Genomic DNA, 25,962 nt, shown 5'->3' on the forward strand with positions numbered 1-25,962 from the left:
AATTGGTGATTAGTGATTAGTTAATTAGTGATCAGTTAATCGGAAGCTGATTTATTTAAATTTTTGTTTAAATATTTTAGAGACTTGAAATGAGTTTAAATTATATTCCAATTAACCAATTAACCAATTAACCAATTAACAGACTAAACAATTAACCCAACCAATGGCTGACAATTTCGAGAAACTGGAGTGCTGGAAAAAGTGTTTTGAGTTGAAGCTTTTAATAAAAGAAAAAGTTCTTATAGCTTTACCGGATTCTGAAAAGTTCGATTTGCGGTCTCAACTATTAAGAGCCTCCCGCTCAGCAACTGCAAATATTGCAGAAGGATGGGGAAGGTACCACTTTAAAGATAATATAAAATATCTCCTGAATGCAAGAGGTTCAGTTTCGGAGGTGCTTGATCATGCTATTGAAGCTAATTCCTGGAATTATATAAATGATGAGATTTTAAATGAAATAAGAACTACTACCGACTCCTGTATCAGGTTGTTGAATGGTTATATTAAATATTTGAGAAAACAGAATGAAAGTAATGGTTAAATCTAAAAATTAGTTGTGAGACAATCCAATTAACCAATTAACCAATTAACCATTTCACCAATTAACTTATAAAAAATGAAAATTAAAAACATATGCTGCATCGGCGCCGGTTACGTAGGAGGCCCAACAATGGCAGTAATCGCTCAGAAATGTTCAAATGTTAAAGTTACTGTTGTAGACATTAATGAAAAGAGGATAAAGCAATGGAATGATCCTGATGTGCAGAAAATTCCAATTTATGAACCTGGGCTTTCAGAAATTGTAGAGGAAACGAGAGGTCGAAATCTCTTCTTTTCAACTGATGTTGATAAAGCTATAGATGAGGCAGATATGATCTTCATTTCAGTCAATACTCCGACTAAAACATACGGAATAGGGAAAGGTATGGCTGCCGATTTGAAATACATTGAGCTTTGCGCCCGACAAATAGCGGCAGTAGCTAAAAATGATAAAATTGTTATTGAGAAATCCACTCTTCCGGTAAGAACAGCAGCTGCTTTGAAGAATATTTTGGATAATACCGGAAATGGAGTAAAGTACCAGATCCTTTCCAACCCGGAATTCCTTGCGGAAGGTACCGCGGTTGAGGATCTCCGAAATCCGGACAGGGTATTAATTGGTGGTGATGTGGATACCAAAGAAGGTCAAGAAGCGATGGATGCTCTGGTGAATATTTATGCTTCCTGGGTGCCAAAAGAGAAGATCCTGACTACCAATGTCTGGTCTTCAGAATTATCTAAACTTACTGCAAACGCATTTCTGGCTCAGAGAGTGTCTTCAATTAATGCAATTTCGGAACTCTGTGAAAAGACAGGTGCCGATGTAAATGAAGTAGCTAAAGCTGTCGGAATGGATAGTAGGGTAGGCCCAAAATTTTTGAAAGCTTCTGTTGGTTTTGGAGGTTCCTGTTTTCAAAAGGATATCCTAAACCTGGTGTACATCGCCAGAACCTACAACCTTCAGGAGGTGGCAGATTATTGGGAGCAGGTGATCATCATGAATGATCATCAGAAAAGGCGTTTTGCGGCCAATATGGTGCAGACGATGTACAATACGGTGGCCGGTAAAAAAATTGCCTTACTCGGTTGGGCCTTTAAAAAGGACACCAACGATACCCGGGAGTCGGCAGCGATATATGTAGCTGATTACCTGCTGAACGAACAGGCAGAGATCGTGGTGTATGATCCAAAAGTTACAGAAGAACAAATTTATTCTGATTTGGATTACCTGGGAAGCCGAAGCGGGGATGCTAATCGGCAGGCTGTTACTGTGGTAAATTCTCCGTATGAAGCTTGTGAAGATGCACACGCCATTGCCGTGCTTACAGAATGGGATGAATTTAAAAAACTGAATTGGCAAAAGCTATATGATCAGATGTTGAAGCCGGCATTCCTTTTTGATGGGAGAAGGCTACTGGAGCCGAAAACTAAAAAAGAAATAGGTTTCGAATTCTATGCTATAGGGAATTAAATTTTGGATTTCACGGATTTACTTCGGATTCCACGGATTTTTATTGAAAACGAATTACGCGGATTATAGAGATTCCACGGATTTATTGAGACGTTTATCAGCCTTACATAAAAGGAGGTAAGCGTCTTTTTTTTGTCTTTCAGATTTTCTCCCTTTTAAATCTCTGTGTATATTTGATTCCTGATGAAAGAACATTTAAGAACAGCAATAGAGGCTGCTATTGCAGCCGGGAAAGAGATAATGAAGGTTTATCTGGAAGAAGATTTTCAGGTGGAAATGAAGTCAGATGCATCTCCTTTGACGGTAGCTGATAAAAGAGCTAATGACATCATCAACTCTTATTTAAAGCCTACTGATATTCCAATAATAAGTGAAGAAAATGAAGAACTTTCCTATGAGGAAAGAAAGCAGTGGAAGGAATGCTGGATCGTTGATCCTCTTGATGGCACAAAGGAGTTTATAAAACGCAATGGAGAATTTACGGTAAATATTGCTTTAGTTTCGAAAGGAAGACCGGAATTGGGGGTGATTTTCGCTCCGGCCCTGGAATTGATTTACTATACCCTGGTTTCAGAAAGAAAGGCTTATAAAGCAACTGTCCCTTCTGAAGCATTAGATGCCGATTATATTTTAAAATCAGCAAAAGAAATTCAGCCGCAAACTGATTCAAAGTGCATCAATATTGTGGGTAGCCGTTCTCACATGAATCAGGAAACGTTGGATTTCATAGAGGAACTCAGAAAGAAAAAACAGGAAGTTCAGGTGGTTTCGAAAGGAAGCTCTTTAAAATTCTGTTTGCTGGCAGAAGGAGAGGCTCATTTTTATCCAAGGTTTGGTCCCACCATGGAATGGGATACTGCAGCGGGACAGGCTATTTGTGAGGCGGTAGGTTTCTCCTGCAAATTCAACGGTAGCGGTAAGAGCATTACTTATAACCGGGAAAATCTAAGAAACGATAACTTTGTAGTTTCTTATGAAAGATAAATCACATAAGCGACATATTGCCAAGACCATTACCTGGAGGATCGTAGGAACTCTGGACACTATCCTGTTGGCCTGGTTGATCTCCGGAAATGCCTTTACCGGATTAAAGATCGGTTTCGCTGAAGTGATCACTAAAATGATCCTGTATTATTTTCACGAAAGGTTCTGGTTTAAAGGAGAATTTTCTATATCCTCCGGAAAGTGGAGCAGTAGGAGGAGACATATTGCCAAAACAATATCATGGCGGATTGTAGGCACCATGGACACCATGCTTCTAGCCTGGATCATCACCGGAAATCCTATTACAGGATTTAAGATTGGATTAGCAGAGGTCATCACAAAAATGATCCTTTACTATCTTCATGAACGCACCTGGTATAGAGTTGATTACGGACTGCCGGGAAGGAGAGATAAAGCTGAAGAAGTAGTGGAAGTGAAGGAGCAGGTTAAAGGGTGACATAGAGACTGGGAGACTGAGAGACTTGGGGACTTGGGGACTTAGAGAAGAGGGGACTTGGAGACTGGGGACTTGGGGACGAGGGGACTTGGAGACGAGGGGAGATAAGTGATCAGTGATCAGGAACAGGAATCATTGATTTTTAGGTGGAATGCTTGTCATTTCGACAGAGTCTTTACTTTTGAGAAAATGAAGAGGCGACGAGAAAGCGCAGCTTCGACGTAGTCAAATCTCATCCGGTAGTGTAGAAGTTAGAAGTTTCAGTCTGAATAGGCTGAACTGAAATTTAAATTAAACCTGGAAATTTTGTTTAAAAAACTCAATTCTGAATTAACGCATTAACCAATTAACCAATCCCCAATTAACCAATTTACCAATAAACAATGCCCAACATAGTAAAACATAAATACCACATCACCCAAAAAGACCGGAACCGGAAAAACGGACACAATTCCTTTGTTTTATGGTTCACCGGACTATCAGGCTCAGGGAAATCTACCATCGCAAATGCCCTTGAAAAACGCCTTTTTGAGGCCGGAGTAAAGACTTATTCTTTGGATGGAGACAACATTCGCAGCGGACTTACGAAAGGCTTGAAATTTACCCGGGAGGATCGCAATGAAAATAACCGGCGTATAGCAGAAGTGGCAAAACTTTTTGTAGATGCAGGGATGGTAGCAATAACTGCCTTCATCTCACCATTAAAAGAGGATAGGGATCAGGCGAAACAGGTCATTGGAGAGGAGAACTTTCTTGAAGTTTTTGTAAATACTCCTCTAGGTGTTTGTGAAGAAAGGGATGTCAAGGGATTTTATAAAAAAGCCAGGGCAGGGGAGATCGAGAATTTTACCGGGATCAGTGCCCCTTACGAAGCGCCGGAAGATCCAGACTTTGAAATTAGAACAGAAGATGAATCTCTTGAAGATGCCGTAGAAAGACTTTTTTCCTTTTTACAACAAAAATTGAATTACAATGAGTAAATATTACCTCAACTACCTAGATGAATTAGAGTCGGAAGCGATCTATATCCTGCGGGAGGTATGGGCTCAGTTTGAAAACCCGGTGATCCTCTTTTCAGGGGGGAAAGATTCAATTCTTGTAACCCACCTGGCAAAAAAGGCATTTTTCCCGGCGAAAATTCCGTTTGCTCTACTGCACGTTGATACAGGACATAATTTTCCCGAAACCATTTATTTCAGGGACGATCTGGTAAAAGAGTTAGGGGTGAATCTTATTGTCGGTTCCGTTCAGGAGTCGATCAATAACGGAAGAGTAGCTGAAGAAAGGGGAAAGAACGCCACCCGTAATGCCCTTCAAATAACCACCCTTCTGGATACCATTGAAGAACACAGGATCGACTGTGCTATTGGTGGGGGCAGAAGAGATGAGGAAAAAGCAAGAGCAAAGGAACGTTTCTTTTCTCACCGCAACGATTTTGGGGAATGGGATCCAAAGAACCAGCGGCCGGAGTTATGGAATCTGCTGAATGGAAAACATTTTGAAGGAGAGCATTTCAGAGCATTTCCTATAAGTAACTGGACAGAAATGGACGTCTGGAATTATATCAAAAGAGAAAATATAAAGATACCTTCCCTGTATGTTGCACATGAGAGAGAGGTAGTATGGAGGAGTAACTCCTGGATCCCAAATTCAGAATATTTAAAACTCGAAGCCGGGGAGAAGATCTATACAAAGAAAATTCGTTTCAGAACTTTAGGTGACATCACCATCACCGGAGGAATAGAATCTGAAGCAGATACTCTTGAAAAGATTGTGCAGGAAGTTTCTGCTATGAGAAAGACAGAGAGAGGGGATAGGAGTGATGATAAGCGGAGTGAAACGGCAATGGAAGACAGGAAGAAACAAGGATATTTCTGATTTCACGGATTTTAAAAAGGATTACGCGGATTGATGAGAGACAAAAATGCTTTATTATACGAGGAAAAGACCTATAAAATCATAGGAGCTTGTATGAAGGTTCATAGAAATCTTGGACCCGGATTCCTGGAGTCGGTGTATCAGGAGGCATTGGAAAAGGAATTTAAATCTCAAAAAATAGACTTTCAGAGACAATTAAAAATAAGACTGATGTATGAAGGCCAACCTATGAAGAAATATTTTGTAGCTGACTTCTTATGTTATGATAAGATACTTCTTGAGATCAAAGCAGCTTCCTTTCTGGTCAAAGATGTAGAAGCCCAGTTGATCAATTATTTAAAATCCACCGAACTACCCTTAGGTTTACTTGTCAATTTCGGTCAAAAAAGTTTAGTTTGAAAACGTTTTATCAACACAACAAATCCGCGTAATCCGCTATAATCCGTGGAATCGCGTCAAATTAAATGGCAAATGCATATAGATAACAACCAATTATTACGATTCACGACCGCCGGCTCCGTAGACGACGGGAAATCCACCCTCATCGGTCGGCTCTTATACGACTCAAAATCCATCTTTGAAGATCAACTCGAATCGGTTAGTGCTACAAGTGCTAAGAAAGGTCACAAAGGAGTGGATCTGGCGCTGTTTACTGATGGTTTAAGGGATGAAAGAGAGCAGGGGATTACTATAGATGTAGCTTACAGGTACTTTACGACTCCGAAGAGGAAATTTATCATTGCCGATACGCCTGGCCATATTCAGTATACCCGGAATATGGTTACCGGCGCATCCACGGCTAATGCTGCAGTGATCTTGATTGATGCCCGACACGGAGTGATCGAGCAGACGAAAAGACATTCTTTTATAGCTTCTTTATTGAACATTCCACATCTTATAGTATGTATCAATAAAATGGACCTGGTGGATTATTCTGAAGAAAGGTTCAATGAGATCATTGGTCAATTCGAGGAATTTTCTTCCAAACTGCTAATGAAGGATGTACGCTTTATCCCTATCAGCGCTTTGGATGGAGATAACGTAGTGAATAGATCAGAGAATATGTTCTGGTACCAGGGAGGAACTTTACTGAATATCCTTGAAACCCTGCACATTAGCAGTGATATTAATAAAATAGACGCCCGCTTTCCGGTACAGACCGTTCTCAGGCCGCAAAGTGAAGAGCATCGGGATTATAGAGGATATGCCGGTCGAGTAGCCAGCGGAATTTATAGAGTGGGAGATGAAGTAGCTGTTTTACCTTCTGGTTTTACTTCAAAAATAAGATCCATAAATTCAGGTGAAACAGAAGTTGAAGAAGCCTACGCTCCTATGTCCATTGCCATGAGCCTGGAAGATGATATTGACGTGAGCAGGGGAGATATGATCGTAAGAGTAAATAATCAGCCGGAACCCACACAGGAATTCGATGTGATGCTTTGTTGGTTAAACAATGATGCAGCTAAGCCAAGGGCAAAGTATACTGTTATGCATACTTCCAGCGAGCAGCGGGCAATGATCAAAGAGGTGGTCTATAAGGTGGATATAAATTCATATGAGCGCTTAAGTGAGGACAAAGATTTATATATGAATGACATCGCAAGAGTGAAAATAAGATGTACAAGACCTTTAATGCTCGATTCTTACAGAGAGAACCGAAATACCGGCAGCATTATTCTTATAGACGAAAATACAAACGAAACAGTGGCAGCAGGAATGGTGGTGTAGCGAACGTAATCCGTGAAATCTAATTAAATCCGTGCAATCAGAAAAAAATAAGACTGTCGCGGCTGGAATGGTAGTCTAACAAACGTAATCCGCGCAATCAGATAAAATCCGCGTAATCCTTTCCAAATCCGTGCAATCTTTTTTATTAGAGGTTCAGAAACTTCCTTATTGAACTAAGAGTACCGGACCTCCCCGAATGAAAGTTTTTAAATAAATCCTCTTCATAAATTGCAATTCTCCCAAATCTGGGCCTTCGGTAAGCTTTTTCCTGATCCTGATCAAAAATGGATCTGAGAAATTCTTCGAGGGTTTCCTGCTTCAGGTTTTCAGGTACTTCATTCCCCTGAAATGGAGGTTCATTTAAAATTTCGGCCGTAAGCTCATCATTTTGATCAATTTCCTTCACCCTCTCTACCACCTCTTCAAAGTTGCTGAATTCATGACAGTTAATCAGGGAATTAGAATTAAAATCTTTGACTACCTCAGGATTACCCCAGTAGATGGGAATCGTATTGGTAATATAGGCATGCATGAGCTTTTCGGTGGTATAACCGGGTGAAGAAGAATTTTCAAAGGCTATGGTAAATTTGCATTTTGACTGGAATTTTAATTTGGTGTACATCCAGTCTTTGGTAAATCTGCCCCCAATATCCATTGAAGTATTATTGAGATGCCTTCCGGGAGACATGACTTTTTTATAATTACTTAAAAGATGAAAGAAATTATCTCTTGCAGGATCTGCCTGTGAATTGGAATAAATGAAGTTGCAGAAATATTCTTTTTTTTGAACATCTTCTTTTATAAAAGATCTCTGCTTAAGGAGCTTTTCAAATTGGTCCGGGATCAGTGCAAAATTAGGATATCTGAAATACCGGTCTCCGAATTCCAGATAATTGAATCCTATTCCGTAGTCACAGAGATTAAAATCCGGAACAAGGTTCTCTCCGGTGTAAAAGATCTTAACCGGGTTTTTATACTTTAAAAAATCTTTGCCATAGCAGGAATAAATGAGATAGTCGGGATTTTCCTTATCAAGTATAAGCTCATAGTGGAGGCTAAGAAGATCATGTAAATAATTACTGGAAGGATCAAAACCTTCATAGAAGTCAGAGTACCATAATTTTATTTTCTTCACGAGCCGTTGAGTTTTCAATATCAAAGCTAATCAAATATGTCTTTTTAGATAACTAAGGCAATTAATTTTTCTGTTCCAGGAAGTCCTGGTTCTTTGGGCTTGGTGTGAAGCGGTCCCGATTCCTTTTCCTCCATGGGAATGATTAAAAATTGATACATTCGTAGTACAATAAAGGAATTCAGAAAAACCAGTGAACTTTACATGTCTTTAAAAAGAAAAGCCGCCCTTAGTCTGGTTTGGACCTTCACTCAACAGTTCGGAAATCAACTCATTGGATTTGTGGTTTCTCTTGTCCTGGCAAGGATCTTACTTCCCGCAGAATTTGGTTTAATAGGAATGATCGCTGTAGTGGTAGCTGTGGGTAATACACTTTTGGATGGCGGACTTACCAAATCTCTTATAAGAGATACCGATTGTGATGAGGTAGATTACTCCACGGTATTTTTTTTTAATGTTGGTGCCGGGTTACTAGTGTATGCTTTAGTATTTCTTTCAGCCCCTTTTATTGCTGCCTTCTATGAACAACCTGTCCTTACTGATATCATTCGGGTATATTGCTTAACAATTGTGATCACCTCATTTTCTGCTGTTCAATTGGCCAGACTTACCAAACGAATGGATTTTAAGACCCAGGCTGTGATAGCTATTCCTGCGGCAGTGATGGGTGGAGTTGTCGGAATCTGGATGGCTTATAGTGGATACGGCGTTTGGAGCCTGGTGTGGAGTGGTATAACTACCGCGGTTGTAAGTACCATTCAGATGTGGTGGTATTCAAACTGGAAGCCTCGTTTAGTTTTCAGCCGGTCCAGGTTCAGCAAACATTTCAATTATGGATATAAATTGACCTTATCTGATCTGCTCAACAGGATCTTCAATAACATTTTTCTTATTGTCATAGGTAAGTATTTTTCCGCAGCACAGGTGGGATTCTACACCCGGGCAGAAACTATGAAGCAATTGCCGGTAACTAACATATCAAGGGCACTGGACAAGGTGACTTTCCCATTATTTGTCTCAATCCAGGATGATGAATTAAGACTAAAGAGGGTTTATAAAAAGCTGATGTTAATGGTTGTTTTTGTAATTAGTCCGGTGCTGATATTTCTTGCAGTACTGGCAGAACCGGTTTTTATTTTCCTGTTTACTGATAAATGGTTACCTGCAGTACCTTATTTTCAGATCCTTTGTATCACCGGCATTCTTTTCCCCCTTCATTCCTATAACCTCACGATTTTAAATGTAAAGGGTAGAAGTGATCTTTTCTTACAACTGGAGGTGATCAAGAAAATTATTATTGTTCTCACTATAATAATTGCTATTCCATTTGGGATTATGGCACTGCTGTATGGGCAGGTATTGATCTCTCTGCTGGCTTTTTTTATAAATGCCCGTTACACGAGCAGATTTATTTCATATACCGGTTGGGAACAGATAAAAGATGTGTTTCCCATACTTCTGCTTTCTCTATTAGGTGGTACTGCTATTTTTCTGGTAGATCAATTTATTTTGCTGGACCAGATGTACCTGTTACGTATACTAATTGGAGGATTTATTGGTTCTCTTGTGTATCTGGTTACAGCGTATATTCTTAAGTTTACTAGCCTGTTTGAACTTTCTAATTTGATTCTGAAGCGATGATCAACGTAACTAAGACTTTTCTCCCTCCATTGAAGAAGTATCAAAAATACCTGAAACAGATTTGGGAGTCAAATCAAATTGCTAATGGTGGCAAACTCTGGTATGAGTTACAGGCAACACTTAAGGAATATCTGGATTCTCCAAACCTCATTCTTACTTCAAATGGAACTCTTCCTATTCAAATTGCCTTGAAAACACTTGCAAAAAATGGGGAGGTTATAACAACTCCTTTCAGTTATGTGGCCACAACCGCGGCAATCGTATGGGAGAATTGCACACCAGTTTTTGTTGATATACATCCTAAATATTTGACCATTGATGAAACTAAAATTGAAGCTGCGATTACAGACAAAACCACAGCAATTCTGGCAACCCATGTTTTCGGTAATCCCTGTAACGTGGAGGAGATAGAAAGAATAGCAAAAAAGCATAGGCTGAAGGTGATCTATGATGCGGCGCATTGTTTTGCAGTAAAATACAAAGACCAGTCGATCTTTAATTATGGAGATGTAAGCACCTGTAGTTTTCATGCTACAAAAATATTCCATACAGGAGAGGGAGGAGCTATGTTTTGTAAAGATCCCCAACTATACGAGGAGCTTTTTTACAGGCACAATTTTGGACACAAAAGCGCAACAGAGTTTTCAGGATTGGGAATCAATGCAAAAATGAGTGAGTTACAGGCTGCAATGGGATTAGCAGTTTTACCCTATGTAGATTCAGATATAGAACAAAGAAAAAGGGTCTATGACTTTTACAGAGAAGCTCTTATAGATACTCAGCTTAATATGATCAAACTTCGTGATGGTGTAGAATGGAATTACAGCTATTTTCCGGTAATATTTTCTGATGAAAAGGAACTTTTAAAAGCACAGAAGGCTCTGAATGAAAAAGGAATATTCTCAAGACGGTATTTTTATCCTTCCTTAAATTCTCTGCCCTATACGAAATTGCCTGGTTTGGAAATTTCAGAATCGGTTTCTAGTAGAATTCTGTGTCTTCCATTTTATGCAGGTCTTAAGCCTCAACAGTTAAAAGTAATCACCAATAAGTTAATTGCTTCCGAATAATTACAATTACGAATGAAAATTTTTGAAATCTTAGATAGACGCCAGGAGAGGCTTATTGCTTATTTATCTCTATTCCTGTCGATTTCCTTTTTTTTCGTAGGTATCTTTTTCGGGCTCGATTTTACTGATAGTTTCTATCACCTGAATCAGGCGCTTCATCCTGCCGGAGATCAACATCTTTATCCCTTTCTTGGTAGTTCTCTGATCATAAAGGAGATTGTCGAATTATTGGGTCCTAAAATCATTTTTTTACGGCTGGCCAATTCTCTTTTGCTCTTACTTTCTTTCCTCTTTCCATTCCTCATTCTCAAGCCACAGCTTTCCAGAAACAAAATTATGCTCTATCTGGCCTGCGGTTTAATTCTCTTTCTACCTTTTAATGTCAACATTCTGGGCTACGACACCCTCAGCATTTTTTTTCTGTCATTGATCTTTACCCTCTGTATTTATCACATAAAAAAACCGAAGCTTTCTAAACTCCTTTTTCTGTCCATTCTCTGTTCAGCCGCTGTATTAGTAAGACTACCTAATATTCTGGTCTTACCCATTATTTTTTTCTGGTTTCTTTTTTTTAGAAGTGCTTTTCCAAAGACCTTGTTGTACCGCTGGCAGGCGGTGATTCTTCTATTGCTATCACTTCTGGGATTAGCCTTGGGTTATGCTTTGTACTACGGAAGCTGGAATTCATTTATAAATGCTTCAGCAAATGCAGATTCCCATTTTATTAAAGAACTCCTTCAAAATTATTTCCGGGATGGAATTCAATTATTCTTTTTTCTCAGTTTCATTCTCATTAGCTATTTCCTGTTCCTAAGAATACGGAGAAGGATTTCAAAAGTCTTCACTTATCTCTTGCTTATACTGATCCTTCTGATCTTTATGAGTTATTATCTTCTTCCCACGAAGTACATTTTTAATTATTCCCTTTTTATTTTTGCAGTTGTTTTATCGTATACAGGTATCCAAATATTCCATTGGAAAAAGCGATCTGGAATGCAACTTCAGATATTTGTCCTGTACTTTCTTTTTCTATTTATTAATTTGTTTGGTTCAAACACCGGACTTCTGAAAGGCTATTCATTGTTTGTCTTATTCCCATTCGTTTTTAGTATCGGAAATTCAGCAGGTAAAAATTACTGGTCAACACTGCTCCTCGTCCTGATCCCATTTTCCTTTGTAAATAAACTTTACGGGATATATGAGGATAAGAATCTGCTCTCACTGAACGTAGTGCCCAGGCACGAGCTGCTTTCTCCTATTCGTACTAATGAATTCAGGGCCCAATTTTTAGACGCAATAGATGCCGAAGTTAAAGAGCTAGGAAGCAGGGATATCAAAGTTTATTTTTATGGGGATAAGAGTCATATTTTTCATTACCTGTATCCCCGGTCTGTAGTGATAAGCGGCTTTTTTCATCAATCCATTGATGATCTGACCAGTAGGGCAAAAATTAAAGAGATGCTGCAGGGAAAAGACAATTTTGCAATATTTATTATACATTCCTACCCCGAAAGTTCCAATTTTCTTACCAGTGCATTGGAGGGTGATTTTCAAAGAATGGGAGTGGGCAGGATAGAAAAAGGCTTACTTACATATTATCTAAAAAGTATAGATTCTCAAAAGCAAACTGATTAAAGTGGAATAGATGAGACACCATTTTTAGCTGAAACACATTAAACTATACCTATGGCACATTTGTCAATTGTTAGCCCCGTATACAATGCGGAAAAAATTATACCTCAGTTGATTAGCAGAATCGAAATAAGCGTGCAGAAGATTACTGCCGATTATGAGATTATCCTGGTAGAAGATAAGGGACAGGATAACTCCTGGGAGCTGATTGAAAAGGAGGCCAGCGCGAATAGCAAAGTGGTTGGGATTAAATTGAGCCGGAATTTTGGTCAACATTACGCAATAACAGCAGGACTTGATGAGGCTGATGGAGACTGGGTAGTTGTAATGGATTGCGACCTGCAGGATCAACCAGAAGAGATTGAAAAATTGTATCATAAAGCACAGGAAGGCTTTGAGATTGTGATAGCCAGAAGATCTAATAGAAAAGATAGTTTTGTAAAGAAGTTATTCTCGAAGATGTTTTACAGAACTCTCGGCTACTTGACAGGATCCAAACAGGACGAAACAGTTGCTAATTTTGGGATCTATAGCAGGAAGGCAGTGAATGCCATTGTATCGATGCGGGAATCGATCCGGTATTTCCCCACCATGGTGAAGTGGGTTGGATTTAAGTCGGTTGTAGTGCCGGTGGAACATGCCGCGAGAAGTGAAGGAAACACCAGTTATAATTTAAAGAGGTTGCTCAATTTGGCCCTGGACATTATTCTGGCCTATTCAGATAAACCCATCCGCCTAGTGGTAAAAACAGGACTGTTCATTTCCTTTTTATCAGTAGTGATTGCACTGATCTATTTTATAAAATGGGTAAAAGGCGATGTGGTGGTCTTGGGTTATACCAGTTTGATTATCTCCATTTGGTTGTTGTCGGGGGTTATTTTATCTACATTAGGAATTATTGGATTGTATGTGGGTAAAATTTTCGAAGGAGTAAAAAAGCGACCTATCTATATAATTGAGAAAATAATTAAGGAACAATAATGTCACTAACATTATACTTACTAAACAAAAAAGGATTTGAAGTTCTCAAGGCTCTGGTGACAAAAGAGGAGTACATAGTACATATTGATGTTGTAGTGGGCGGGGAGGACATGGGAAATCAGGAGGATTACTACGACGAAATCAAAGAATTATGTGAGCATCACAGCATCAGGCATATAGAAAGAGGTGGGAAGTTGCCGGTTCAAAGTGAATATTCAATTGCAATAGGTTGGAGATGGCTCATTAAAGAACCGCTAAATTTAATAGTTATCCATGATTCTTATCTTCCAAAATACAGAGGGTTTTCGCCAATAGTAAACATGCTTATTAAGGGGGAGGATCATTTAGGAGTTACGGCACTTTGGGCTTCCGAAAGGATGGATGAAGGTGATATTATCAGTCAGAAAAAAATTGATATAAATTACCCATTAAAGATCCGGACGGCAATTGATTTAATTGCCGGGTTATATGTTGACATCGTTCTTAATATTGTGGAGCTGCTTATAAATAAAAAGGAATTAAATAGTACGCCTCAGGATCCTGAGCAGGCAACTTATAGTATTTGGAGGAATGAAGAGGATTACTTTATAAACTGGACAGATGAGGCTGCAGATATCGTGCGATTTGTTGATGCTGTTGGCTATCCTTTTGATGGTGCAAAAACAAGAACAGAAGATGATCAGGTAATTCGCATCCTGGAATGTGAAGTAGTTGACAAGGTCGTTTCAGAAATTGAAGCACCGGGGAAAATGCTGATGTTTGAAAGGAATAATCCTGTAATACTCTGTGGTAAAAATGCGGTGAGGCTTATTGAGATGGAGGACCTGAATGGTAATCCGTGCCACTTCAAAAAATTCAGAACCCGGCTCAGATAGGATGAAAAAGATACCATTTAACAAACCATATTTAACAGGCAAAGAAACTTTCTACATTGAAGATGCCGTAAATACAGGTAAAATATCCGGAAACGGCAAATACACCCGATTGTGTCAGGATTTTCTAAAAGAGCGTTATGGTTTTGGAAAGGTTTTGCTAACCACATCATGTACAGATGCCCTGGAAATGGCTGCTCTACTCATCGATATTCAACCAGGGGATGAAGTGATAATACCGTCCTACACCTTTGTTTCGACGGCCAATGCCTTTGTTTTAAGAGGTGCCAAAATAGTATTTGCAGATAGCAGGGAAGACCATCCGGGAATAGACGAAAATGCCATTGAAGCTTTGATTACTGCCCGAACAAAAGCCGTCGTTCCGGTTCATTATGCGGGAGTCGCCTGTGACATGGATAAAATAATGTCCCTGGCGAATAAATATGGACTTTATGTTGTAGAAGATGCTGCACAGGCAATTGATGGTTTTTATACAGGGAAAGATGGAGAAAAAAAAGCACTCGGCTCAATAGGTCATTTAGCCGCCTTTTCGTTTCATGAAACTAAGAATATCATTAGTGGAGAAGGAGGAATGCTGGCTATCAATGATCCAAGCTTAATGGACAAAGCAGAAATTATCTGGGAGAAGGGAACGAATCGTTCTGCTTTTTTTAGGGGAGAAGTGGGAAAGTATAACTGGATATCAATGGGAAGTTCTTTTCTACCTTCAGAGATTATTTCGGCATTTCTTTGGGCTCAGTTAGAGAACCTGGAGGATATTCAGATCAGGAGACATGACCTCTGGGATAATTATTATAGCGATTTAAAACAGTGGGCGAAAGCGAACAATATACAGCTCCCATCAATACCGGACTTTGCAACCAATAATGCCCATATGTTTTATCTGATTTGTAAGGATCTGGAACAAAGAAATAGAATATTAGACGGATTAAGATCGAATAAAATAATGGCAGTATTCCACTATTTAAGCCTGCATAAAAGTCCTTTTTACAAAATGAAACATGACGGTAGACACCTGAAGAACTCAGATAGATATACGAACTGTGTTGTAAGGCTTCCTTTTTTTTATGAGTTGGAAAATAAGACTGTTAGTCTTATTACAAGAAGGTTGTTTGAACTTATTTCGTAATTGTGAATAATATATTTTTTAAAAGGTACTAAGAACAATTTCAGCAGCACAGTATACGGGTTGATCATTTGGATACGGATTTTAAAATGTTTAAAAGGGAAAAAAGCTTCCACAAGTATCTCCTGACTATTGGTCATAACTATTATTGTGGTTTTCACAGTTCTTTAAGACTAAATAAGGGTCGTCTTCAGCCTAATCCTTTATCTTTGCCGATGAAATTTTAAGAAAAGAAATGTCAGAGATTAAAGATCGGCGGAAGATTCTTGTCACAGGTTCGGCAGGTTTTATCGGTTTTCATTTATCCAAAATTTTAGTTGAAGAAGGTTATCAGGTTGTAGGATTAGATAACCTGAATAATTACTATGATCCTCAGCTCAAAATAGATCGGCTTCTGGAGTTAGGCATTCCTTCCAAAAAGGTATCGGAATACAATAAATTGATCCGGAGTGGGAAATTTGAGAACTTTGGGTTTATCAAATTAGACCTTGAGGATCGTATCCGTCTCCCTGCCTTGTTCTCTCAGGAGAAGTTCTACAAAGTAGTTAATCTGGCTGCTCAGGCCGGAGTAAGGTACAGCATAGAGAATCCAACAGCCTATGTGGATAGTAATCTCGTTGGATTTGCTAATTTATTGGAATGTTGTAGAAATTTCCAGGTGAAACATCTTATTTATGCCAGTAGTTCCAGCGTTTATGGTCAAAATGAAAAGATTCCATTCTCTACAGAAGATAATGTGGACCATCCAATAAGTCTGTATGCAGCTACAAAGAAGAGTAATGAATTGATGGCCTTTACGTACAGCCATCTGTATGGCTTTAAAACAACCGGTTTACGATTCTTTACTGTATATGGTCCCTGGGGGCGTCCGGATATGGCCATGTTTTTATTTACAGATGCCATATTAAATGATCGTCCAATTAAAGTTTTTAATAATGGGAATCTGGAACGGGATTTCACTTATATAGATGATATCGTTCAGGGTATATATCAAATTATTCAAAAGGCTGATAATTCCCAAGGACATAGTTTATACAACATAGGAAATAGTAAGCCAGTCAAGTTAATGGAATTTATCGAAGAAATAGAACATCAATTAGGTATTACCGCCAAAAAAAATATGCTGCCTATGCAAAAAGGGGACGTAAATAGAACCTGGGCTGATGTGGGTAAATTAAAGAAGGATTATGAATATTCTCCATCCACTCCAATTTCAAAAGGTGTTCAGAAATTTGTTGAATGGTATAAATCTTATTACGCACTTTAACTCTCATATTGAAAAAATGTTAAACTTTAAAGGGTCTTTAGCTTAAAGGCATGGAAATATGATTTTGGCACACACTTTTTTGAAAGCTTAATTGGACTTTTTTTGCATCAGAGAAGTTTTGAAAAGCTGTTTTTACCAAAGAAGTTGGAGAGATGAATTGTTCTTCTGTAAAAAAGTATTACCCAATAACCACAATAGATAGGTAAAACCCTAGAAAAATTTAAGAATCCATAATGAAAGGAATAATATTGGCAGGGGGTTCAGGCACCAGACTTTATCCGATAACCATAGCAGTTTGTAAACAGTTGTTACCGGTTTACGACAAACCTATGATCTACTATCCATTGTCTGTACTGATGCTGGCTGGAATTAGAGAAATTCTTTTTATAACTACACCCGAGGATCAGGAGCTATTCCAAAAACTATTAGGAGACGGGTCTCAACTCGGCTGTACATTTGAATATAAGGTCCAGCAAACTCCTAATGGCTTGGCAGAGGCTTTTATCATAGGAAAGGAGTTTATTGGAGAAGATAAAGTCGCTCTCATTCTGGGAGATAATATTTTTTACGGGAATGGCTTAGGCTCCCTTCTTAGAAGTAAAACAGAGGTAGATGGAGCTGCAATTTTTGCTTATCCTGTTAAGGATCCCGAAAGATATGGGGTGGTAGAATTTGATGGAAATAATAAAGCGATCAGTATAGAAGAAAAACCACTAAAGCCAAAATCGAAGTATGCTGTTCCCGGTTTATATTTTTTTGATAATAGTGTGGTGAAATATGCTGAAAAAGTTGAGCCTTCGGCAAGAGGGGAAAAAGAAATCTCTACGATAAATCAAATGTACCTGGATGCAGGAAAAATGGAAGTGGGGGTAATGACTCGAGGAATGAGTTGGTTTGATACGGGTACGGTGGAGTCCCTTGATGATGCTACCGAATTCATAAGAGTAATTCAAAACAGACAGAGCAGAATGATTGGTTGTATTGAAGAGGTTGCCCTAGAAAGAAAATTTATAGGAATTGAAGAATTGAATACCGCAATGGAACAGTATGCTAAATCCAAATATGGTGAATATTTAAAGGAGGTAATTAGAGAAAGAACAGAATGTCGTTAAGAAAACAAGCCACTTCAGGTCTGGTGTGGACTTTTGCCCAGCAATTTGGGAATCAAATCATTGGCTTTATTGTTTCCCTTATTTTAGCCAGGATTCTTTTGCCCGAAGAATTTGGTTTGGTAGGTATGATTGCTATATTTATGGCTATAGGAAAAACTTTAATGGATGCAGGACTTGGCCAGTCGCTCGTTAGAGGGGAGGATATGGATCAGGAAGATTTCTCGACCGTATTTTTCTTTAATGTTATCGCAAGTTGTTTTATCTACCTATTAATATATTTTGCCGCACCATTTATAGCAAAATTTTATGAAAGAGAAATTTTAACCGGAATGATAAGGGTACTGTGTCTCACATTCATTTTTTCAGCTTTTTCTGCAGTTCAAAATGCGAGGTTGACTAAAGAAATGAATTTTAAAATACAGGCATTAATTTCTCTACCTGCCACTATTATAGGAGGTTTGGTTGGCATTACCATGGCTTATATGGATTACGGTGTATGGAGTCTGGTATGGAGCACTGTAGTGGGAGTAATAGTTAGTACCATTCAGTTGTGGATTTTTTCCGGTTGGACTCCCGATTTTATTTTTAATATTAATAAATTCAAAAGGCATTTCAATTACGGGTATAAATTAACCTTTTCAGAATTATTAAATACAACATTTAATAATATTTATATTGTTGTAATTGGAAAATATTTCTCTGCGGGACAAGTTGGATTTTATACCCGCGCACAAACAATGAAACAGCTACCTGTTGTTAACATTTCTAACGCTTTAAATAAAGTTACCTTTCCCTTATTTGCAAAAATGCAGAATGATAATATTAGACTAAAGAGAGTCTACAAACAATTAATGCAAATGGTTGTGTTCATAATTACTCCCACCTTGGTATTTCTTGGAGTTCTGGCAGAACCTTTGTTTCGCTTCCTTTTTACAGCAAAGTGGTTACCTGCGGTTCCTTATTTTCAAATTTTATGTATTACAGGAATATTATATCCAATTCACGCTTATAATCTAAACATTTTAAAGGTTAAGGGTAGAAGTGATCTTTTTTTGAAATTAGAAGTGATGAAAAAATTAATAATTGTAGTTGCTATAATTATTGCCATACAATATGGAATTATAGCACTTTTATGGGCACAGGTCTGTACATCCTTAATTTCACTTGTTATAAACACACATTACACCGGTAAATTTTTGGATTACTCAGCACTGGAACAACTTAAGGATATATTACCTGCAATTCTATTAGCGTCTTTGGCGGGTGCTACGGTACTTCTATTTGACATATTCCAATTTTTCCTCTTTTCTGATCTTTTCAGACTACTCCTGGGAGGGGTTATAGGTTTAAGCGTTTATTTATCCAGTGCAATGATTTTTAAACTGAGCAGTCTAACAGATTTAAAAAATTTAATTACTAGCAGATGATCCCTGTAACAAAAACATTTTTTCCTCCTATAGAGGATTATCAGGCCCAACTAAAACGAATATGGGAGAATGAATGGTTGACAAACCGGGGGGAGCTGGTCAAAGAACTTGAACTGAAACTTAAGAAGCATCTTGAGGTTACCAATATCACCTTGATGACCAATGGTACGTTACCGTTACAGATTGCACTTAAAGTATTAGGAGGTAAGGGCGAGATCATTACTACACCATTTAGCTACGTTGCCACCACCTCTGCCATAGTCTGGGAAAATTGCAAACCAATCTTTGTAGATATCCATCCGGAATATCTTACTATAGATGAAACAAAGATAGAGGCCGCTATTACCCCAAGGACAACAGCAATCCTGGCCACACATGTTTTTGGAAATCCCTGTAATGTTGAAGAAATAGAGAACATAGCGAGACGGCATGATTTGAAGGTTATTTACGATGCTGCACATTGCTTTGGAGTAAAATACAAGGGAAAATCCATTTTTGAATATGGGGATATAAGCACCTGTAGTTTTCATGCAACAAAATTATTCCATACCGGGGAAGGGGGGGCGATCTTCTGTAAAAATGAAGAACTCAATCATAAGCTAAATTATAGTCATAATTTTGGCCATAATGGTCCTGAAAAGTTTTATGGAGTTGGTATTAATGCAAAAATGAGCGAATTACAGGCTGCAATGGGACTTACAGTTTTATCTTATATAAAAAGGATTACACAGGACCGCAAGGCAGTTTGCAGTTATTATGATGCTCATCTGGACTCAAGTAAGGTGCAAAAATTAAAGCTCAGAAAGAACTCAAAGTGGAATTACAGTTATTATCCAGTTATCTTTGAGAGTGAAAAAAGTCTTTTGGAAATTCAAGAAGTATTAAATAAAAATGGAATTTTTCCAAGAAGATACTTTTATCCATCTTTAAATACCTTAGAATACCTCAATAACTCTCGCATGCCTTTATCTGAAAACATTGCCGGAAAAATAATGTGTCTACCCATTTATCAAGGTCTTGATGTAGAAGATATGAAAACTATAACCGAAATTATTAATTCCTATGGAGAGTGAAATGACAGCGGTGTGTGAAATCTCAATGACTAATTCTTCAAAATTGAAAGTTATTGAAATTCTCGAGGAAATGGATACAGCTTTTGATCCCAGCCTAAGAAGAAGAATACTGGAGAAAAGCAACCTCAATACCTTTGAGGAATATTTAAATAAGGTAATGAAGTATGGTGTTGTTTTGGTGGCTCACCAAGGAAGCGAAATTCTTGGTTTTCTAATGTTTTATGCAAATGATATACAAAATTATATTTCGTACATCCCTCTGGTTGGTATTAAGAAAGATTATCAGGGACAAGGTGTAGGAAAATATTTACTTTCCGAAGCATTGGGGGTTATTAAAAAAAAAGGAATGAAAAAAGTTCAAATTAAAACCTGGGAAAATAATGAAAGGGCTATTCTACTTTACAAAAAAATGGGCTTTATGGAAATAAGCAGACAGGAAAAAGATATATTATTGGAAATCAGCTTATAGCTTTAATTAAGATTATGAATATACTATTAACCTCGGCAGGAAGAAGAACCTACATGGTAGACTATTTTAAAAAAGCCTTAAATGGTAATGGAAAAGTATTTGCCGCTAATTCCCATTTTTCACCTGCTCTGAATGTGGCCGATGATTATGTAATTACTCCACTAATATATGACGAAAATTATATATCTTTTTTACTAGAATATGTCAAAAAAAAAGACATCCATGCCATAATTCCACTTTTTGATATAGACCTGCCGATACTTGCTAAGTCAAAGGATCTGTTTAAAAAAAACGGAGTAATTGTCATAGTTTCCGATTATGAGGTTACTCAGATTTGTAATGATAAATGGAAGTCCTATAATTTCCTGGTGCAAAATGGATTTAATACCCCCTCAACTTATGTAGATTTAAAGAAAGCTAAAAATGCAGTAGAAAAAGGGTTTTTAGATTTTCCCGTGGTTGTAAAGCCGAGATGGGGAATGGGATCAATCGGAATATATAAAGCAGATAATCTTCTGGAGTTAGAAGTTTTTTACCAAAAAGTAAAAAAAGAAATTGAAGATTCATACTTACAATTTGAGTCCCGTGCCGAATTAGAACAGGCAGTACTTGTTCAAGAATGGGTGAATGGGCAGGAATACGGTCTGGATATATTTAATGATTTGGAAGGCAGGCATTTAAAAACCTTTGTGAAGATAAAAACGGCCATGAGATCTGGTGAAACTGATAGTGCCATAACAGAGAACCACACTGAACTTCAGAATTTAGGAAAAAAATTATCCGAAAAGATGAAACATATTGGGAATATGGATTCTGATTGGTTTTTAACAGAAGATAAAATTTACATCTTGGAAATGAATTGTCGCTTTGGCGGGGGATATCCTTTCACTCACTTAGCTGGAGCCAATTTACCAAAAGTACTTGTTGACCTATTAAATTTCAACAGCTATGAGCAAGAAGACCTCAATTTTGAGGATGGTTTAAAAATGATGAAGACTATAAGGCCTCTGAAAATTGTAGAAAAATAAAATCGTGTAACCGGATAATTTATAATTCTTGAAAGGGTGAACCTGATAATTTATTTTCGAAAATATTCCAAAATAGAATTTCATTATAATAAAAAATTAAAATGTTAAATATTCATCTCTGCAATGATGAAAAATTTATAAATATTGCTAGGGAAAGGTTTGAAAACCATTACCCAAACTGCAATATTTTTATAGTTAACAATCCACACAAAAAAAGTTTGAAGTATGTGCATCCCGCCCATAATATTTTCACCTTTGACTTTAACAATAAGGAGGTTGAAAAATTTATTATATCAGAAACAAAAGGTGAAAAAGCGGTAAACCTTCTTGTACATTTTTTAGATAATTACAAGCTTAATCTCATTATCGAATTAAAGAAGAAGATTAAATTTAGAGTCTTTTGGATCTTTTATGGAGCTGATATATATAACTTTTTACACAGAACAGGAAGATATCAACTTTATGATAAAGAGGTCAATATTTTTCAGGCAAAAATTAAGCGCTTACTGCGGGGTTTTTATTTTAATATACTAGAATTTAAAAAAAACAGAAAATTAAAAACATTTATCAAGAATTTGGATTTTTTCTGTTTTTGGAATTATTATGATTACCTGTTGCTTAAAAATAATTTCGATACAAAAGCGGAATATAGGAAGTTTGGTTACGGATCTACCCACGATTTTACGTCTAATTTTGATGGTTTCAAGACTAGAAGTAAAGTAATTATGGTAAATAATTCCGGTTCTACTTCAGGTAATCATCTAACAATATTGCGTAAATTAAATGATGAACAGATTAAAAACTCATTTTCCGATTTAATTGTTCCCCTAAGTTATGGATCACCACAAACAATACAGGAAGTAAATAATTTCTGCTTAAAAAATTTTAAAGACAAATATGAGCCTTTAAAACTTTTTATGGATCAAACATTATACTTTCAAAAAATGAAAACCGTAGATGTCGTTTTTTTTGGTCATTTACGACAGGAAGGAGCGGGCAATATAACATATCTACTAGCTTTGGGGTCAAAAATCTTTTTAAGAGAACAAAATAATCTGCTTAGATATTATCGTGATTTAGGTCTCATTTTATTTAGTTGGGAAACAGATTTTAATAATGAGAAAGATCTTGAGCCTCTGACACTTTCTGAACAAAAGAATAATAGAGACATCATTATGAAAGAATTCTCTCCAGAATCTTTTAATAAAATTTATAAAAATTTATTTAAATAAAATTCTTGTAGTGTGCTGTTAAGAACTCTTCAGTTAAGAAAAAAGTTAATTTAGAATATTAAGTTACTGTGAATAAAAGTAAAGACTCTTCCTTAGTAAGTATTGTAATTCCCAGTTATAATAGAGGCTGTTTAATAGCAGAAACCTTACAATCTGTAATTCACCAAACTTTTACCAACTGGGAGTTAATTATTGTTGACGATGGTTCAACGGATAATACCCGAGAAGTTGTAGCTCCTTTTTTAGAAGATGAACGAATAAAATATTATAAAAGACCTCATGACATGCTTAAAGGTGGAAATGATGCACGAAATTACGGTTTTGAAATGTCTAATGGTAAATTCATTAAATGGCTGGATTCTGATGACATATTAGAACCAGAATGTTTGGAGATCCAACTTAATGAAATAGTTAGTGACAAATATGACGTGGTTTTTTGCCGGTCCAGATTCTTTAAAGAAGACGAAAGAACCGGTAGAAAAATTCTTGGAGATTACTGGCATCACACTTTTCCCGGTCAGCCAAATTTTCTTGAGAATTTTGTTGTAGGTAAGATAAGGTTTTGCAACAATGATGGATTGTGGCGGCGGGATATTTTAGACGCACAGCCTTATCTTGATAAATTAAGAAATTCTCAAGAATTTCTTATGATCATCAAACACTTATCTAAAAACGTCAAAGTGGGTCTTGTAAACAGGGTTTTAGTACTTGTGAGAAAACACGATGATCAAATGTTTTTCAAGAGGAATTATGCAACCTTTAGTAAACACCAGTGTTTAGCAAGATATATGGCAATTAAGGAATTAAAGCTAAACAAAACCGGCAGCCAGGTCACTTATACTTACCTATTAAAATCCATAACTTACTACTTTTTTTATCCTATTAAAAAGAAGGAATTTCCGGCATTTTTTTTCAATATAAAAATTTGGCTTAAGTCATTATACCTGGTATATCTTAAATAGTCCTAAGATCACATGATTAATAAAAAAAATGTCTCTGTAAATTAAATTGTTTGATGACTCAATTTTCAATCATAATTCCTACTTACAATTCTGGAGAAAAGATTCAGAGATCTATTGAAAGTGTTGTAAACCAAAGCGCCGGGTGTTGGGAATTAATTGTAATTAACGATGGCTCTACAGATGATACAGAGAGTTTCATTCTTCCATTTCTAAGTGATGACAGAATAAGATATTATTACCAGAATAATTCCGGAGTTGGTCATGCGCGCAATACAGGTATTTTAAAATCCAGGGCTGAATTTATTATCTTTTTGGATGGAGATGATATACTACATGCTAACTTATTGAAAAAACTAATTAGCAATGCTTTTAGCGAATATGACATATTAACCTGGTCGATGAAAACAGTTGTTGATGGTAATGAACATATTTCTAAACCAATAAGGCAAAATTCATTATACAAACATCGCACTTCGAATTTTTTAGCCGGAAGTATTTGTTATAAGAAGAGCTTAGTAGAACAGGTAGGAATGTATGATACGAATATTACTTTTGGAGAAAATTATGAACTGGGGTTGAGAATTTGTCAAATAGAGGATCTGAAAATAAAAATAATACCTGAAGTTCTATCAACTTACCTCCAAGGCACAAAGAAAAGAAAAAGCAATACCTTAGAAAATCAATTTAAGTCACTTGTCTATTCCTATAGGAAACATAATGAACTTTATAAAGATAACCCTAAAGAATTATCAAAGGTTTTTTATTTTTTTGGTTACTTGCTAGAGAAAATGTCGAGGTATAAAATATCTTCCAGGTTCTATTTGAAATCCTGGATATCCAGACCTCTAAATGTAAAGGCACTTATTAAAATGATTTATTTAACAACAATTAAATGACAAAAACAGGTTTAATTTCTGTAGTAGTACCGGTTTATAATAGGGAAAGCTCTATATATAATGCAGTTCAAAGTGTGATGTCTCAAACTTTTACCTCGTTTGAACTCCTCTTGATAGATGATTGTTCTACAGATAATTCCTGGGACGTAATTCAAAATTTTAATGATCCCAGGATTAAATGTTTTAAATTATCAAAAAATTCTGGTCCTGCCGTTGCAAGAAACTACGGAATTAAAAAAAGTGAAGGTGAATACATTTCTTTACTGGATAGTGATGATTTTTATGAACCTGAATTTTTAGAAAACAGTTATAATTTATTGAGGAACAGTTCTAAAGAAGTTGGTTTTATGTGGACAGGAGTTCGATATATTGACGAAAACTCCAACAAAGAATTTTCCTGGGTGCCCCAAAGGCTTGAGACTCCCTATCTTACCTTTTTAAATTCACTTCATATAGGAACGAATTCTGGAATATCATTTAAGAGAGAAGTATTTGATACCTGCGGCTATTTTAATGAAAAATTACCTGCTGCAGAGGATACTGAATTTTTTCTGAGGACTGTTCAGGAATTTGATTACACTTATTCCAAAGAAATTTTAATAAATATTCGAAAGGCCGGAAGTGATCGACTATCTAAAAATTATAAGAAGATTGGGGAGGCGTATAATATTTTTCTGAAACAGCACTTTTCAGTAATTGACAATAACATGCAATTGAAACAACGTTATTACTACAAAATGATGTGGTTAAATTATCATCTTTCAGATATAACAGCAGCGAGATTTTATTATAATAAGATTCCCAAATCAATGAGGAATGCTAAAATCAAAATTGTTAGATTAGCATATGAATTCTTGCCGTTAAAAACTGCTTCTTATATGCATCAAAAATTATCTTCCTGAAATAAAAAATACAAGACTTAGTTCATGGACATTGTTCATACCAGTTTTGCCTCAAACTTCT

At 36.8% G+C, this 25,962-nt stretch carries 25 protein-coding genes; 24 read left to right on the plus strand and 1 reads right to left on the minus strand.

Going from position 1 to position 25,962, the window contains the following annotated elements; genetic code table 11:
* Positions 1-163 precede the first annotated feature (163 nt).
* The 8 genes from G564_RS0100960 (at position 164) to G564_RS0100995 (ending at position 7,058) form a co-directional block, all read left to right on the plus strand.
* Complete coding sequence (locus tag G564_RS0100960; protein ID WP_029036009.1) at positions 164-541, plus strand: four helix bundle protein; 378 nt, start codon at positions 164-166, stop codon at positions 539-541.
* A 75-nt stretch (positions 542-616) separates the two neighbouring features.
* Positions 617-2,011, plus strand: coding sequence for a nucleotide sugar dehydrogenase (locus G564_RS0100965; RefSeq protein WP_029036010.1), 1,395 nt, complete (start codon positions 617-619; stop codon positions 2,009-2,011).
* Between the two features lie 183 nt (positions 2,012-2,194).
* The gene (gene cysQ, locus G564_RS0100970) at positions 2,195-2,995 is read left to right on the plus strand and encodes a 3'(2'),5'-bisphosphate nucleotidase CysQ (protein ID WP_029036011.1); all 801 of its coding nucleotides are present in this window, start codon (positions 2,195-2,197) and stop codon (positions 2,993-2,995) included.
* Complete coding sequence (locus G564_RS0100975; RefSeq protein WP_029036012.1) at positions 2,985-3,452, plus strand: DUF2061 domain-containing protein; 468 nt, start codon at positions 2,985-2,987, stop codon at positions 3,450-3,452. The genes cysQ and G564_RS0100975 overlap by 11 nt, the downstream gene beginning before the upstream one ends.
* Positions 3,453-3,835: 383 nt before the next feature.
* On the plus strand, positions 3,836-4,432 hold the full coding sequence (gene cysC, locus G564_RS0100980) for an adenylyl-sulfate kinase (protein WP_029036013.1): 597 nt from the start codon (positions 3,836-3,838) through the stop codon (positions 4,430-4,432).
* Positions 4,425-5,330, plus strand: coding sequence for a sulfate adenylyltransferase subunit CysD (gene cysD, locus G564_RS0100985; RefSeq protein ID WP_029036014.1), 906 nt, complete (start codon positions 4,425-4,427; stop codon positions 5,328-5,330). Before cysC ends, cysD begins: the two co-directional genes overlap by 8 nt.
* A gap of 33 nt (positions 5,331-5,363) precedes the next feature.
* Entirely contained in the window at positions 5,364-5,729 is a 366-nt protein-coding gene (locus G564_RS0100990) for a GxxExxY protein (protein ID WP_029036015.1), read from the plus strand.
* A gap of 72 nt (positions 5,730-5,801) precedes the next feature.
* Positions 5,802-7,058 carry a sulfate adenylyltransferase subunit 1 gene (locus tag G564_RS0100995; protein WP_029036016.1) on the plus strand — a complete coding sequence of 419 codons (1,257 nt, stop codon included), beginning with the start codon at positions 5,802-5,804 and terminating at the stop codon, positions 7,056-7,058.
* Between the two features lie 145 nt (positions 7,059-7,203).
* On the opposite strand, the gene G564_RS18225 is transcribed toward G564_RS0100995, so the two are convergent.
* Positions 7,204-8,193, minus strand: coding sequence for a glycosyltransferase family 10 domain-containing protein (locus tag G564_RS18225; RefSeq protein ID WP_051205219.1), 990 nt, complete (start codon positions 8,191-8,193; stop codon positions 7,204-7,206).
* Positions 8,194-8,394: 201 nt separating this feature from the next.
* Here G564_RS18225 and G564_RS0101010 point away from each other — a divergent pair, with 201 nt between their 5' ends.
* The 16 genes from G564_RS0101010 to G564_RS19725 all read left to right on the plus strand — a co-directional run bounded on the left by G564_RS0101010 (position 8,395) and on the right by G564_RS19725 (position 25,901).
* Positions 8,395-9,831 (plus strand): lipopolysaccharide biosynthesis protein, encoded by a 1,437-nt coding sequence (locus G564_RS0101010; protein WP_029036017.1) that lies wholly within the window; start codon positions 8,395-8,397, stop codon positions 9,829-9,831.
* The gene (locus G564_RS0101015; RefSeq protein ID WP_029036018.1) at positions 9,828-10,901 is read left to right on the plus strand and encodes a DegT/DnrJ/EryC1/StrS family aminotransferase; all 1,074 of its coding nucleotides are present in this window, start codon (positions 9,828-9,830) and stop codon (positions 10,899-10,901) included. Before G564_RS0101010 ends, G564_RS0101015 begins: the two co-directional genes overlap by 4 nt.
* A gap of 12 nt (positions 10,902-10,913) precedes the next feature.
* Positions 10,914-12,536, plus strand: a complete 1,623-nt coding sequence (locus G564_RS0101020; RefSeq protein WP_029036019.1) for a hypothetical protein — start codon at positions 10,914-10,916, stop codon at positions 12,534-12,536.
* Between the two features lie 51 nt (positions 12,537-12,587).
* On the plus strand, positions 12,588-13,514 hold the full coding sequence (locus G564_RS0101025; RefSeq protein WP_037373236.1) for a glycosyltransferase family 2 protein: 927 nt from the start codon (positions 12,588-12,590) through the stop codon (positions 13,512-13,514).
* Positions 13,514-14,389, plus strand: a complete 876-nt coding sequence (locus G564_RS19710; RefSeq protein WP_051205221.1) for a methionyl-tRNA formyltransferase — start codon at positions 13,514-13,516, stop codon at positions 14,387-14,389. The genes G564_RS0101025 and G564_RS19710 overlap by 1 nt, the downstream gene beginning before the upstream one ends.
* Before the next feature lies 1 nt (position 14,390).
* Entirely contained in the window at positions 14,391-15,536 is a 1,146-nt protein-coding gene (gene rffA, locus G564_RS0101035) for a dTDP-4-amino-4,6-dideoxygalactose transaminase (RefSeq protein ID WP_029036021.1), read from the plus strand.
* Between the two features lie 232 nt (positions 15,537-15,768).
* Positions 15,769-16,800, plus strand: a complete 1,032-nt coding sequence (locus G564_RS0101040) for an NAD-dependent epimerase (protein ID WP_029036022.1) — start codon at positions 15,769-15,771, stop codon at positions 16,798-16,800.
* A 233-nt stretch (positions 16,801-17,033) separates the two neighbouring features.
* Positions 17,034-17,912 (plus strand): glucose-1-phosphate thymidylyltransferase RfbA, encoded by an 879-nt coding sequence (gene rfbA / locus G564_RS0101045; RefSeq protein ID WP_029036023.1) that lies wholly within the window; start codon positions 17,034-17,036, stop codon positions 17,910-17,912.
* Positions 17,903-19,339: a lipopolysaccharide biosynthesis protein gene (locus tag G564_RS0101050; RefSeq protein ID WP_029036024.1), complete on the plus strand. Its 1,437-nt coding sequence runs from the start codon at positions 17,903-17,905 to the stop codon at positions 19,337-19,339. Before rfbA ends, G564_RS0101050 begins: the two co-directional genes overlap by 10 nt.
* Positions 19,336-20,412 (plus strand): DegT/DnrJ/EryC1/StrS family aminotransferase, encoded by a 1,077-nt coding sequence (locus G564_RS0101055; protein WP_029036025.1) that lies wholly within the window; start codon positions 19,336-19,338, stop codon positions 20,410-20,412. The genes G564_RS0101050 and G564_RS0101055 overlap by 4 nt, the downstream gene beginning before the upstream one ends.
* A gap of 43 nt (positions 20,413-20,455) precedes the next feature.
* The gene (locus tag G564_RS0101060) at positions 20,456-20,881 is read left to right on the plus strand and encodes a GNAT family N-acetyltransferase (RefSeq protein WP_211224603.1); all 426 of its coding nucleotides are present in this window, start codon (positions 20,456-20,458) and stop codon (positions 20,879-20,881) included.
* 14 nt (positions 20,882-20,895) lie between these two features.
* The gene (locus G564_RS18235; RefSeq protein WP_037373241.1) at positions 20,896-21,909 is read left to right on the plus strand and encodes an ATP-grasp domain-containing protein; all 1,014 of its coding nucleotides are present in this window, start codon (positions 20,896-20,898) and stop codon (positions 21,907-21,909) included.
* Between the two features lie 101 nt (positions 21,910-22,010).
* Positions 22,011-23,141 carry a TDP-N-acetylfucosamine:lipid II N-acetylfucosaminyltransferase gene (locus tag G564_RS0101070; RefSeq protein WP_029036027.1) on the plus strand — a complete coding sequence of 377 codons (1,131 nt, stop codon included), beginning with the start codon at positions 22,011-22,013 and terminating at the stop codon, positions 23,139-23,141.
* 68 nt (positions 23,142-23,209) lie between these two features.
* A complete protein-coding gene (locus tag G564_RS19715; protein WP_051205223.1) occupies positions 23,210-24,103 on the plus strand; it encodes a glycosyltransferase family 2 protein in 894 nt (297 codons plus the stop codon).
* Positions 24,104-24,156: 53 nt separating this feature from the next.
* Positions 24,157-24,999, plus strand: coding sequence for a glycosyltransferase family 2 protein (locus tag G564_RS19720; protein WP_029036028.1), 843 nt, complete (start codon positions 24,157-24,159; stop codon positions 24,997-24,999).
* On the plus strand, positions 24,996-25,901 hold the full coding sequence (locus G564_RS19725; protein WP_051205225.1) for a glycosyltransferase family 2 protein: 906 nt from the start codon (positions 24,996-24,998) through the stop codon (positions 25,899-25,901). Before G564_RS19720 ends, G564_RS19725 begins: the two co-directional genes overlap by 4 nt.
* Positions 25,902-25,962 lie beyond the last annotated feature (61 nt).

The sequence above is a fragment of the Salinimicrobium xinjiangense DSM 19287 genome, assembly GCF_000423585.1.
Classification (GTDB): domain Bacteria; phylum Bacteroidota; class Bacteroidia; order Flavobacteriales; family Flavobacteriaceae; genus Salinimicrobium; species Salinimicrobium xinjiangense.

What these genes read in the sequence shown, in the direction of transcription:
- G564_RS0100960 (WP_029036009.1), top strand. Translation starts at nt 164, where the DNA reads ATGGCTGACAATTTCGAGAAACTGGAGTGCTGGAAAAAGTGTTTTGAG.
- G564_RS0100965 (WP_029036010.1), top strand. Translation starts at nt 617, where the DNA reads ATGAAAATTAAAAACATATGCTGCATCGGCGCCGGTTACGTAGGAGGC.
- cysQ (WP_029036011.1), top strand. Translation starts at nt 2,195, where the DNA reads ATGAAAGAACATTTAAGAACAGCAATAGAGGCTGCTATTGCAGCCGGG.
- G564_RS0100975 (WP_029036012.1), top strand. Translation starts at nt 2,985, where the DNA reads ATGAAAGATAAATCACATAAGCGACATATTGCCAAGACCATTACCTGG.
- cysC (WP_029036013.1), top strand. Translation starts at nt 3,836, where the DNA reads ATGCCCAACATAGTAAAACATAAATACCACATCACCCAAAAAGACCGG.
- cysD (WP_029036014.1), top strand. Translation starts at nt 4,425, where the DNA reads ATGAGTAAATATTACCTCAACTACCTAGATGAATTAGAGTCGGAAGCG.
- G564_RS0100990 (WP_029036015.1), top strand. Translation starts at nt 5,364, where the DNA reads ATGAGAGACAAAAATGCTTTATTATACGAGGAAAAGACCTATAAAATC.
- G564_RS0100995 (WP_029036016.1), top strand. Translation starts at nt 5,802, where the DNA reads ATGCATATAGATAACAACCAATTATTACGATTCACGACCGCCGGCTCC.
- G564_RS0101010 (WP_029036017.1), top strand. Translation starts at nt 8,395, where the DNA reads ATGTCTTTAAAAAGAAAAGCCGCCCTTAGTCTGGTTTGGACCTTCACT.
- G564_RS0101015 (WP_029036018.1), top strand. Translation starts at nt 9,828, where the DNA reads ATGATCAACGTAACTAAGACTTTTCTCCCTCCATTGAAGAAGTATCAA.
- G564_RS0101020 (WP_029036019.1), top strand. Translation starts at nt 10,914, where the DNA reads ATGAAAATTTTTGAAATCTTAGATAGACGCCAGGAGAGGCTTATTGCT.
- G564_RS0101025 (WP_037373236.1), top strand. Translation starts at nt 12,588, where the DNA reads ATGGCACATTTGTCAATTGTTAGCCCCGTATACAATGCGGAAAAAATT.
- G564_RS19710 (WP_051205221.1), top strand. Translation starts at nt 13,514, where the DNA reads ATGTCACTAACATTATACTTACTAAACAAAAAAGGATTTGAAGTTCTC.
- rffA (WP_029036021.1), top strand. Translation starts at nt 14,391, where the DNA reads ATGAAAAAGATACCATTTAACAAACCATATTTAACAGGCAAAGAAACT.
- G564_RS0101040 (WP_029036022.1), top strand. Translation starts at nt 15,769, where the DNA reads ATGTCAGAGATTAAAGATCGGCGGAAGATTCTTGTCACAGGTTCGGCA.
- rfbA (WP_029036023.1), top strand. Translation starts at nt 17,034, where the DNA reads ATGAAAGGAATAATATTGGCAGGGGGTTCAGGCACCAGACTTTATCCG.
- G564_RS0101050 (WP_029036024.1), top strand. Translation starts at nt 17,903, where the DNA reads ATGTCGTTAAGAAAACAAGCCACTTCAGGTCTGGTGTGGACTTTTGCC.
- G564_RS0101055 (WP_029036025.1), top strand. Translation starts at nt 19,336, where the DNA reads ATGATCCCTGTAACAAAAACATTTTTTCCTCCTATAGAGGATTATCAG.
- G564_RS18235 (WP_037373241.1), top strand. Translation starts at nt 20,896, where the DNA reads ATGAATATACTATTAACCTCGGCAGGAAGAAGAACCTACATGGTAGAC.
- G564_RS0101070 (WP_029036027.1), top strand. Translation starts at nt 22,011, where the DNA reads ATGTTAAATATTCATCTCTGCAATGATGAAAAATTTATAAATATTGCT.
- G564_RS19720 (WP_029036028.1), top strand. Translation starts at nt 24,157, where the DNA reads ATGACTCAATTTTCAATCATAATTCCTACTTACAATTCTGGAGAAAAG.
- G564_RS19725 (WP_051205225.1), top strand. Translation starts at nt 24,996, where the DNA reads ATGACAAAAACAGGTTTAATTTCTGTAGTAGTACCGGTTTATAATAGG.